The 12,466-nt window shown below is 28.0% G+C and carries 6 protein-coding genes; all 6 read right to left on the bottom strand.

Annotated elements, in window-relative coordinates:
- On the bottom strand, nucleotides 1–948 hold the full coding sequence (locus tag ACM0L0_RS01575; RefSeq protein WP_416738814.1) for an aromatic motif membrane protein: 948 nt from the start codon (nucleotides 946–948) through the stop codon (nucleotides 1–3).
- Nucleotides 917–1,954, bottom strand: coding sequence for an aromatic motif membrane protein (locus tag ACM0L0_RS01570; protein ID WP_416738813.1), 1,038 nt, complete (start codon nucleotides 1,952–1,954; stop codon nucleotides 917–919). Before ACM0L0_RS01570 ends, ACM0L0_RS01575 begins: the two co-directional genes overlap by 32 nt.
- Entirely contained in the window at nucleotides 1,944–2,963 is a 1,020-nt protein-coding gene (locus ACM0L0_RS01565; RefSeq protein WP_416738812.1) for a hypothetical protein, read from the bottom strand. Before ACM0L0_RS01565 ends, ACM0L0_RS01570 begins: the two co-directional genes overlap by 11 nt.
- A gap of 34 nt (nucleotides 2,964–2,997) precedes the next feature.
- Nucleotides 2,998–3,705 carry an ABC transporter ATP-binding protein gene (locus ACM0L0_RS01560; RefSeq protein ID WP_416738847.1) on the bottom strand — a complete coding sequence of 236 codons (708 nt, stop codon included), beginning with the start codon at nucleotides 3,703–3,705 and terminating at the stop codon, nucleotides 2,998–3,000.
- On the bottom strand, nucleotides 3,702–5,531 hold the full coding sequence (locus ACM0L0_RS01555) for a hypothetical protein (protein ID WP_416738811.1): 1,830 nt from the start codon (nucleotides 5,529–5,531) through the stop codon (nucleotides 3,702–3,704). Before ACM0L0_RS01555 ends, ACM0L0_RS01560 begins: the two co-directional genes overlap by 4 nt.
- A 130-nt stretch (nucleotides 5,532–5,661) precedes the next feature.
- A complete protein-coding gene (locus ACM0L0_RS01550; protein WP_416738810.1) occupies nucleotides 5,662–12,204 on the bottom strand; it encodes a leucine-rich repeat protein in 6,543 nt (2,180 codons plus the stop codon).
- Nucleotides 12,205–12,466: the final 262 nt, after the last annotated feature.

Below are 12,466 nucleotides of genomic sequence, written 5' to 3'. Positions count from 1 at the left end.
CTATTTAACATCTATTGCAGAGTATTGCAATAGAATACCTCCATAATAATCTTTATATAAAACTTCATCAGTTTGGGTTTTGTTTGAATTGTCTAAATCAAATGAGGCAAATAATGATACATATTTATTTAAGTTAAAAATAGTATCTTTATTACTTGCACTTAGAAGTTTTGGGAATGTCTTAATATAACTAAATACACTAGGTTTTGATATTGTTTCTTTGGTTTTGTCATCAGTTTCTTTTCTAATATCTAATTGTATAATAAAACCATCTTGATTTAATAAATAATAATGTACATCTTCAGTGTAAGCTTCAGTTTGCCTTACAAATTGTGTAAATACATTAGATTTAATGTTTGAAAAAATTGAATAAATTAATTTGTTTTCATGATCTCTTAAACTAAAAGAAGCTTCAGATTCATTATTATCACGTGTAAATGTACTATTTTGCATGTAAATAAAACGATTAATATTAAATAAAGTTCATAATCAATTTGTTGAATTTGCTTGATCTATTACTTTATCAGCTTGCTTTACAGGATAAGGGTATGCTCGTGAACTCATTCAGAAATATTCTCCAGCTTCTTCATATGAAGAAGATTGGCGAGTAATAACATTAGCATATTTAAGTGCTGTTGAAAGCTGTTTACTATAATCATTGTGCAATAACTCTTCTTGAGAAGCAATATATTGATTGCGTGCTTTGATATTTGAGCCATAAATTTCATCTAAAATCGAATCAATAGCTGGTTGTTTTAAAAACATATTTCAGCGCAAAGTTAAATCATTTGGAAATGTAATTTTACTTGTTTCTGGTTTTAATTCTTCCTTGGTTGAGCTTACTTTTTCTTGCTTATTACTAAAGGCAGAAATACTAGGAGCAATAATTGCACAGCTTACTCCAAGGGATAAAATGCTAGTTAGCATTATTTTGAGCGACTTTTTCATCATGCTCCTTTCCAAATGGGAATACAAAGGCTGGATAACCATATCTTTGTTTAATTGGCATATCTTCTTGATATTGTTTTAAACCTGATTCATAGTGGTGAATGAAACCACTGTGAATAGTTTGTGATATTAAATTTAGTGAAATAGTTTTAGCTTGTGCAGCTCCAAAGTAAATTCCAACAAAGCTAAGATCGACTTGTGAAATATTACTTGAAATATTTTTTATCAATAGGCGAAAGACTAATTTGTCTTTTTTAATGTAGTAGGCTTCGTTATCCCCAATTTCAGGTGATTCATCACCTAATTTAATATCATCTAAATAAGTATCTTTAAAATTTAAAGTGGTAAAAGGCTTTTGTGCTTTAGCAGCTGTAATATATTCTTTTTTCAAGGTTTCTTGATTATTAGTAGGCATATATGGGTTAAATGCCATAGCCACAAAATTTCAATCAAATTTATCTAAATTATTTAAGATAAAGTATCAATTTTGATTAATTAAATCTTGATATTGAGCAAGATAATCTAAGGCTGAACGGGCAGGTTTATTTGTTTCAGCTTGATCTATTTGTTCACTTAAGCTTTTAATTTCATCTAAAGTTTCTTGATAACGCTTTGCATTACCACGTAAAAAGACTAACATATCAGTAAGTCGTTTTACTTTAGCTTTTAAAACACTAACATCAACATTCTTATATGTTTTTTTATATTCAGCTGTAATTTGGGCAAATTTGTCTAAAATTGCTTTTTGATCTTGCTCTTGTTTTAAGATATATACATCTTTTGCATTTTGTGCATCTGGAGTATTTTTATAAACTAATGAAAGTAATTGATTCATAATTTTTTGATGACTTAAGGCTTCAGCAGATGTCGCAGCTGGTGAAGTGTCCTTATTGTAATCAATATAAGCATTTAACTTAGCACTTTCTTCATAATTACCGCAAGCAACAGGCGCTAGGCAGAATGGAGCAAAGCATAATGAAGTTAAAATTTTTCATTTAGTTTTCATCAATTTCTCCTCATGTATATCTTAAGATTTGCATTTTACTTTCATTTAATTTCATAAATGTTTTATAAAAGATTGTTGAATAATTGTTTTCATTAAATAAATCAATTAAATTAGCATCTTTATATCTTTCATAAGCTTTTGCGCTAGCTTGATCTTGAGGTTCATCAAGCAAGATAGAATAATCAATCGCTGCCTGAATTAAAGCTTGATATGAACTTTTAAAGGCTTGCATAAAGGCATTTATAATAGAATTAGTGTCTTTTTCTAGCACAACAAAAACATCAGGGATTACTAAAATTTCTTTTTTACTAATTTGCTTGTTATCTTTTTCAATTATCTTAGTATATGTGAAATAAGGAATAAAACTATTGTTGCTTAATACTAAGAAATTTAAATGTTTATCTTTATAAATATCATTCTTTTGTTGTTCTAAAGGAAAGCTTTTTATCTCAATAATTTCAGCATCCTTTAATGTTAGTGAATATGAACCATATTGCGCTTGTACATAGTCAAATAATTCTTGTGTACTATGTGGCAGATTTGTTTTATTTTCAACTTTAGGATTTGTATTATTGTCGCTTGCATTATTAATTTCTTCAGATTTTTTATCTTGTCCATCTAAGTTTTTGTAATCAGCATCAAATGGATTAAAGACATAGCTATTATTAGCTAAGTGATCTAAATATCAATATCAATTAGTTGTTAACATATTTGAAATTGAGTTAATTGAATTCTTCACTTGATTTCTTAAAGTACTTGGTGATTTTTCTAGTACTTTAACATTTGAAATGTTAGCATAAATCATAGCTGATTTTAATTCAGTATAAATTGCTAAAGGTATATTTTGTTGAGTTTTAAGATATAAATCTTGTTCCTGTATATTGCTGTTAAGTGTTTTTAATATTTCATTTAGTTTTAATTCATTAGCACTTAAAGGCTTGCTTTCTTTAAGTTTAATATCAGTATCATTTAGTTTGTTTTCTTTACCGCAAGCAACTACTACACTCATGCAAGGTATGGTGCATAAGGTTAAACAAAGTAGTTTACTTTTTAATAACTTTTTCATAGAAGATATCTTCCAATGGTTGATGTTTAGCACCTGAGGAAACAATTTTTCCATGGTGAATTAATGTGTATGAATCAACATATTTATCTATTTCGCTAAGTACGTGAGAAGAGATAAAGATGCTTTTACCTTCTGAGTGTAAGTTTTCTAATAAGCTAAATAATTGATATCTAGCAGTGGGATCTAAATTTGCTGCTGGTTCATCTAAAATAATTAAGTCAGGATCATTAATTAAAGCCTGGATTAAAAGTACTTTTTTCTTTTGTCCAGATGAAAAGGTATAAGGTTTAGATTTTGCTAGCGAACTTATTTCAAATTTATCTAGCAGCATGTTAATTTTATCTTTTGCTTGACTCTTACTCATGCCTGAAAGTAAGGCTAATGAATATAAATATTCTCAAGTAGTCAATTCTTTGGGGAAAATGGCACTTTCTGGCACATATCCGAGTTTGGCTTTGGATTCAGGTTTTCTTGCATTTATTCCATTAATCAAAATTTCTCCATCATATTTGTCATAAGAACCAATAATGGATTTAATTGTAGTTGTTTTACCAGCACCATTTTCGCCAATAAAGGCATGAAATGATCCTTCTGGAACAGTGAAACTAATATCGAAGATACCACGTGTTTCAGTCTTGTCGCGATAAATTTTACTTAAGTTTTTTACTTCTAAAATATCCATTATCTGTAATCCTTTCTAATGTAAAGTACATTGTTAATTAAAATGAAGATAAATCCAAGTGCGATTCAAATTCCAATAAATCCATATTTATTAATAATTTGTTTATCCCGACTCACTTGGAACATTTGATCAAGTGGTTGGAATAAGTAATTATTTGATTTTTTCAAGTCATATCTAATTACAACTTGATCGTCTTTTACTTCTTGTTTTGTACTATAGCTTGCATATCCACCAATGCTATAGGTATATCCAGAAATTCTAAACTCATAGCTTTTTGGTGTGTAATCATTAGTATTACTATTAAATAACATTGCATTAACTAATTTTGTATTGTTATAGTTAAAGTAAATGTAATATAACATGGCGCTTAGTAAATATACCTCTTTTTCAGTTTTTGATTTAATGATTTTTTTACTAATAGCATCATCATTTAATACTGTGACTGAGGCATCATCTAATTTATTAAGCATTGAGTTTTCATCATCAATTTCATCTTGTAGTTTATTATTTATTAATCCAGCAATTGTAGCAAAATCATTTGCATCAGCTTCTTTGTAGTTTTCATCGTTTAATATTTCACGAACAAATTTTTGACCATAGGCATTAAATACTCTTGAGTTTAATAATTCTTTTAAATATTTTCATTCAAGTTTTCCTACTAAAGAATCTCCAGTAGTATTGCTATATGAATCTTCCGGGAATGTTATGTTAAAATTATCAGCCCCATTTCTTACATAAATAATATTAGTATCAATAAAGAGACCATTTAAATCAGGGTTAACTTGATTTTTTAATGCTCCAGGGACTAAATAAACATCTTTTTTAATAGGTTTCTTATCAATATCTAATAATGAAATTTCGTATTTTGGCATACTTGCTTCAGTTCTTAAAGCATAACTATAAGCTGGTGAATCTAAATGATTATAATAAATATAATTGTCTAAATTGCTACTTACATTACTTGCAAAACTATCAAAAATATTTTTATTCTCAATATTAAAGATATCAATTAGCTGATAAGGCATCACTAATCATGAATAAGCTTGTCATTCATTAGCTGAGGCTTTTGAAAATTTATAAGCTTGTTTAATATAATTCGCTTGATTTTGACTAAATGTATTAGCATCATATCCATTTGGCATAATATAGAAACTATCTTGGTTATTGTTTAAATAAAACATTTCTATATCTGCTTTATTACCTGCAGGTTGTAAATTACGTGGTGCATTTAAGTAATAAGCTAAATTATTACTTGTAGCTGTTGATTGTGAAGCAATTACACTTCCTCCAATTACAAGAGGTGTAAAAGCAACCATTGGCACAGCTAAAGCAATTTTTCCATTAAGCTTATACCCGATAATTGAAGCGATCATTCCGAACATTATGTAGCCAAAGAAAAATACTACAAATGAAATTAATGTATATGCTATTAAATATTGAGAATGCATTCCTAATCCAATAAATAAATTAGAAAGCAACATTGTTATTCCTCAATATGCTCCAAAAATCATAAAAATGCTAAATTTTCCTAAAAAGATCGATTTTCTAGAAATAGGTTTTGAATATGTAAGTAATTCAACTCCTTCTTCTTCTAAATCCTTATATATATGTAGTGATTTCAAACTAGCATAAAAAATTGTAATTAATAATTCAGCAAAAACTATTGCGTAAATTGCAAAATTGCTTTTTAGATCATTTAACTGTAAAGTTGCAAAAATGATACTTAATATAATAGCGATTACAATTCAAGCAAGTGGAACTATAAAAGTAGATTTTTTCTTTAATACAATCTTATGCAAGAATGAAATGTAACTTGCAGTTGTTTTCATGTTTTCTCCTTCTTTTTTATCTTATATTACTGTATGGTAATTTACATATAATATTTTAATACAAAATTACTTAATAGTAATTAAAAAAATAAAAAAAATACAGCCTAATAATAAGCTGTATTTAAATTTATTATTCTTGAACTATTTGATATTTATCTGAAGATTCAAATGCATTAGAACTTGCAACATCAACAGTAGAAGGTATTAATAATTGAACTTTTCCTTTTGTAGTTAAATTATAAAATGAATATTTAGCAATATTTTCAAGTAAAGGTGCAATTAGTTTTGATATTGATGTTTTAGCAAAAGCTCCTCAATCTTCGTATCTGCCAGATCCCTTTATTGAAGTTGCTTTATTAAATGTTGCTTTTGTTAGAGTTTTAAGACCTGAAAAAGCGCTTTCTGGTATTTCTTCCAATTCATTCATTTCTACTTCTGTGATTTTTGTACTATCGAAAGCTTTTTCCCCAAGTATAGTTAGTTTATTAGCTTGTATTTTTCCACTAAGTAATGAGTTATAAAATGCATATTTGCCAATTGAAACAGCATTTTCAAGATTAATACTCTTAAGTTTCGAGTTTTCAAATGCATAACTTTTTATTTGATTAATTGTATTAAATTTAATTTCAGATATAGAAGAATTAGCGAAAGCACGCTCTTCTATAATTTGAATTTCAGGTGTATTTAATGTTTTTAAATTGTTTGTATTGCGGAATGAATATTGTGCAATAGATACTACTTTTGGCGCATTAAATTCTTCAATTCCTGAGTTAGCAAAAGCTCCTCAATCTTCGTATCTGCCAGATCCCTTTATTGAAGTTGCTTTATTAAATGTTGCTTTTTTTAGGGTTTTAATGCCTGAAAAAGAATTTTCTGGTATTTCTTCCAATTCATTCATTTCTACTTCTGTGATTTTTGTACTATCGAAAGCTTGAGACGCAAGCTTAGTTAGTTTATTAGCTTGTATTTTTCCGCTAAGTAATGAATTATAAAATGCATATTGGCCAATTGAAACAACATTTTCAAGATTAATACTCTTAAGTTTTGAACTAGAGAATGCTGAAGAATTAATTGTTTTAATTGTATTAAAGTTAACTTCAGGTATAGAAGATTTATAGAAGGCACTGTCCATAATAGTGTTAAGTTGAGGTGTATTTAATTTTTTTAAATTAATTGTATTATAGAAAGAGTTCTTACCAATTGTTAATAATTTTGGAGCATTAAATTCTTCGATTCCTGAGTTAGCAAAAGCACCATTTTCAGAATCTCTTTCACTTCCTACTATTGAAGTTGCTTTATTAAATGTTGCTTTTGTTAGAGTTTTAATACCTGAAAAAGAATTTTCTGGTATTTCTTCCAATTCATTCATTTCTACTTCTGTGATTTTTGTGCTATCAAAAGCTTTTTCCCCAAGTATAGTTAGTTTATTAGCTTGTATTTTTCCACTAAGTAATGAATTAGAAAATGCATATTGGCCAATAGAAACAACATTTTCAAGATTAATACTCTTAAGTTTTGAACTAGAGAATGCTGAAGAATTAATTGTTTTAATTGTATTAAAGTTAACTTCAGGTATAGAAGAGTTATGGAAGGCGCTTCCCATAATAGTGTTAAGTTGAGGTGTATTTAATGTTTTTAAATTAATTGTATTATAGAAAGAGTTCTTACCAATTGTTAATAATTTTGGAGCATTAAATTCTTCGATTCCTGAGTTAGCAAAAGCACCATTTTCAGAATATCTTTCACTTCCTACTATTGAAGTTGCTTTATTAAATGTTGCTTTCTTTAGGGTTTTAATACCTGAGAAAGTATTTTCTGGTATTTCTTCCAATTCATTCATTTCTACTTCAGTGATTTTTGTGCTATCAAAAGCTTCAGAACCAAGTTGAGTTAGTTTGTTAGCTTGTATTTTTCCACTAAGTAATGAATTAGAAAATGCATTACTTCCAATGGAAGCAACATTTTCAAGGTTAATGCTTTTTAATTTGGTGTTTCTAAAAGCAGATCCTTTTATATTTATTAATTGAGAGGAGTTAAAATCATTAATTGGAGCATTAAAGAATGTAGCAACACCAACTGTTTCAAGTTTTGGAGTATTAACTTTTGATAATTTTTTAAAATCTTGGAATACTCCAGTATTTGAATTTGTATCAATAGTTTTAATATTGTTACCATTAAACTCTTCTAATGTATCCCTAGAGTCTGAAAATATTGATCTTGTTCTCAGTTCTTCTAATCCCACATTTATTTTTTTCAATTCTACATTTGTCAATGAATCGGAACTAATTGATTTTAATTTTGGAGCATTTAATTCCGTTAATGATGTATTGCTTAAGGCATTAGAAGAAATTGTTTCAGTGTTATCAAGATTAATTGATGCTATTTTTGTGTTATAAAATGATGAAACACCTAGTGATATCAATTTTTTAGATGTAATATTTTTTATTGCAGAATTTGCAAATGCATAAGAGTTAACATCTTCTAATATTGGGAAATTATAATCAGTAATATTTTTATTTTTAAAGAATGTATAAGCACCTAAAGATTTCAATTTAGGAGCTTCAAAAATGCTTAAATCTGCAGCAGCACTAAATGCACCCATTTGTTGTGAATTGTTGGCTGGGGAAGTAATTGTTTCTAAAGCTTCAAATTTGGCTGAAGTTATTTTTTTCATTCCCATAAAAGCTTCAGCTGGTAGCTTAATTAAGCCTTTCATTTCAATTGTTTCAATATTATTGTTTTGAGCAAAAGAGTTTGCTTCAATTTTTGTAACTTTATTTGCTACTAGATTAATAATATTGTTCTTTCTGAAGGCATTTTCTTTAATATCTGTTGCTTCTGGAATTTGTAAATTTGTGACCTTTTCATTGCCATTAAAAGCATATGCACCAATATATTGAACTTTTGGCAGCGAAATACTTGATAATGATTTATCAGTATCAAATGCTCCAAAAGAATTTTGCTCAAACTCAGAGTTGGATTTTGCATCATTAATCTTAGTTAATTTTTCAAATGAAATAGATTGAAGTAATGGATTATTTGCAAATGTACCAGCTTCCATAGTTGCTAATTCATTCATTGCAACATTGATTAAGTTTTTAGAACCAGCAAAAGCAAATTCACCTAATGTTGTCACTTTATTAGCAGTAACTTCACTAAGCAATGAGTTAATAAAGCTTCCCGTTCCAATTGATTCAACAGAGCTAAAATCTAATGAAGTTAAAGCAGCATTTTTGAATGCATAATTCCCAATAGTTTTTAATTTTGGAGCAATGATTGCTTTAACTTTTGAATCTTGGAAGGCACGTTCACCAATATTTTCTAATTTTGAAGCTGAAATTGTTACATTAGATTGTGATTTAAAGAAAGCTTTATCAGAAATATTAATTAGATTTGGAATGTTAAGTTGAGTTAAAGTGCTTAGTTCTTGGAAAGCAGCTAAATCCCCTTCAGAAACATTATCCATTCTGTTTGCAGCTTTTAAAGTAATTTGATCAATAACTTTGTTGCGAGCAAAAGCACCAGTTGGAATAGTTTCAAGTGCATCCAGATTAATTGTTCTTAATAAGTTATTAGCTGCAAACGCTTCTTTACCAGCAGTTGCTAATTTTGGTAAGTTTAAAGAAACTAATTCTGTATTATAGAAAGCTTGTTTTCCAACTGATACTAATTCAGGTGCTGAAATAGTAGCTAAAGTTGAGCTTTCAAAGGCATTATTACCTACAGTTGTAACTTTAGGAATTATTAAGTTTGTAACATTTGAAGATTTGAAAGCTTCATCTCCGATACTTTTAGCTTCAGGCAATGATACACTTTTTAATGTTTTAATATTAGTGAATAAACGATCTGGAACATTTTCTAGTACCGGTAGTTCGACACTAACTAAAGATGTGTTGTTTTGGAATAAAGTACTATTTCTCTCACCAGATGAAATAGTTTTTAAGCTAGGCAATGAAACCGATCTTAAACCTGTATCATTAGCAAAAACGTCATTTGGAAGAGAAGTTACTGTTGGGATTTTAACACTTGATAAGGATGGGTTATTAGCAAAAGCTTTTGAACCAACAGTCTTTAATTTAGGGGCTACAATAGTAGTGATTCTAGTATTGTCAAAAGCATTACTATTAATTTCAGTAACTTCTGGTGCAATAATGGTGCTTAAGGAAGTAATGTCTTGGAAAGCATTAGCAGGTATGATGTTAATGTGACCTAAATTAATGCTCTTAAGCCCAGCAAATTTAAATGGTGTTCCATTTACTTCTCTTAAGTTAGGGAATGCAAATGAATAATTACCACTTCCGTATTCTACAGCTGATTCAAATGCATCAGCTTCAACTTTTCATACTTGAGGTAAGACATAATCACCTGATTGTAAGTTACTTGCACTAATTAAAATACCATTGTTAATAGTGAATGTAGCATCATTTACTTTAATAGTTACATTGCCTTTTGCAAATGGAGCAAAATTATTAAAGTAACTAGCCTCAACTTTTTGCATTGCTTCTTTAACCATTGAAGGTTTAACTAGTTTTGGATCTTCAATTTTGGCTGTATATTCTGCAATTTTAGCTGGGTTAACTATTTTTAAATAGTCATATGCTTCAATTTCAGATTTATATTGCATCTTTAGATTATTAACAGTTGCTTGGTTGATTTGATTTTGAGGTTCAATTGTTGACATTAAATAAGTAGCAAATTCATTAATTTGATTTTTATTTAATAACTCCAATAAGTGAGCTTTATAAGTTGCTTTTTCACTGTCTTCTAAAGCTTCAAAACTATTTGTTAAATCTTCTAGATATTTATCATAAATTGCACGGTTAATGTCATTTTTAACAGTGTCATAATATGTTACTGCATCAATAAAATCATTAACTTGTGTTGTTTGATCTATTTTTTGATCTAATCCTACTTTTGCTTCTGGTTTTATTTTGTTTTCATTAGTTGCTAAATAAGTTTTTAAATCATTTTTAGCAAATGTTAAGTATTTAGTACGGTATTCAGTTAATATAGTTTCAAATTTTTTGTGTGCATCTGCATATGAAGTTGATACTTCAATTCCATTTAAAGCATTTAGTAAATTTAAAACTGTAGGTTGGTCAAAAAATACTAAATTAGGTAATTTACTTGTAACAAAAATATTAATTTCACTTAAGGTGTGAATTTGATTAGTACTGAATTGATTAAATTGTTCTAAATTAGGTTGAATTGCAATATTAGCTAACATATCAAGCGCTTTTGTTTTTAAGATATTAATTTGTGATGAATAATTATTAATTAAAGCCTGTAAGCTAGAATATGCACTTTCTAAGTTATCTTTTGCAGCTTGTGCAAGGATTTCTTTTACATATGCTTTATTACTTGCTGAGTCAATACTTTGACTATATCTTGTAATATTTTCAGCACTTATATATTCAAAGGAATTTGCAACTTGTTTTTTAGCAAGTTCTTGATATCTAGACAAGTCTTTAGATTGAATTGATCTAAGCATTTGTTCAAGTTGTTCTTCTCGGCTTAAAGCAGTATGTAAGATGTCATTCTTAAATTCAGTAATGTCTTGATCATTCAAGTAAGGGAATTTTTCTTTAGCAGCTAAAATTCCATATAACGCATTAATATTTCGAGCTTCTTGCATAACACTTTGAAATTCTTCAATTTCATTATAATTTGCTTTAACCTCAGTTAAGTGAGCAAGAAGTTTTTGTTTCATTTCTTCAGTATAATTTCTTAAACTATCTTTAATTTCCTTACTATAAATTTCAAACAATTGATTAGCAACACTAACTTGAGCTTCTTTTTGTAATTTTTCAAGAGTAGCTAAATTTTCAGCTGAATATTTAGCAATTTCTTTAACTTTATTATCTAAGCTATCACGTAATGAAGCAGTAAATTCACGAGCTTGATTATGATTAATAAATTCAAGAATTTCATTTCTTAAATTTGCGAAATTTGCTTCTTTTGCTGCTTTTAAAATTGCATCATATGGTGCTGCTTCGAGATCATTACACTCATTTACTTGTGCTGCAAATTTGTTATATTCAGTTGTTGATAATCTATTGCGTAATTTATTAATTTCAGATATATAGTTAGCTTTTTTGCTTGCTAATAGTTTATTAAAAGATTTATTACTTTCACTTTTATATTGGTCAAAAATATCAAATAAAGTTTTAATTTCCTTTGTTTTATCACTATTGGACTTCAAGTTATTTTTGGTTTCAGTTTCTAAATATTTGTCAGAAGTCACAGCTTGCGTAATTACATTTTTATATCAATTTAGTAACTGATTTTGAATTGAATCGTATGTACTTATGCTATCAACTTTTAAATCAATGCTACTGTCTAATTGTTTGTTAAATACTTTAAAAGTATTATTTTTAACATAAGCTGTCATTTCATCAGCTTTTTGTTTATTGCTTGTAGCTTTTGTTTTTAACTCATTTAAGTATTGATCTACTTTAGCAACACTTGCTGCACCCATGATGAGCTTTGTTGTTTCTTCTTTTGCTTCAGGTGTAACAAAATTATAGATTTTATCCACCTTTAATTCATTTAGTGCATTATCCTTAGATTCCTGCACGGGGTTAGAACAAGCCACTGCTAGGCTTGAGATTCCTGCTAACGATACACCAAGTATGGATGCACTTACCAGTTTTCTTTTTACTTTACTTTGCATATTAATATGCTCCTTTAATAGTTAGTTTTAGTTTAGTTTTTTGTTTAGTTTTTTACTTATTTTAATTATTTCAAAAAAGCTAAAAAAACAAATCTCTAATAACCCTATAAAATAGATATAAATAATAAAAATAAGCTTTAATAAATAACATTTTTTAATATTTAAATAAAATAAGAACCTATAAATAAATTGATTTGCTTAAAATCACAAATAAAAAACAACACCTAAACATTTATAGCTTAGGCATTGTCTTATTAATGAA

Source organism: Mycoplasma razini, assembly GCF_048076865.1.
GTDB lineage: Bacteria > Bacillota_I > Bacilli_A > Mycoplasmatales > Metamycoplasmataceae > Mycoplasmopsis.
The sequence above is the reverse complement of the archived record's forward strand: the minus strand, read 5'-3'. Positions and strand labels throughout refer to the sequence as shown.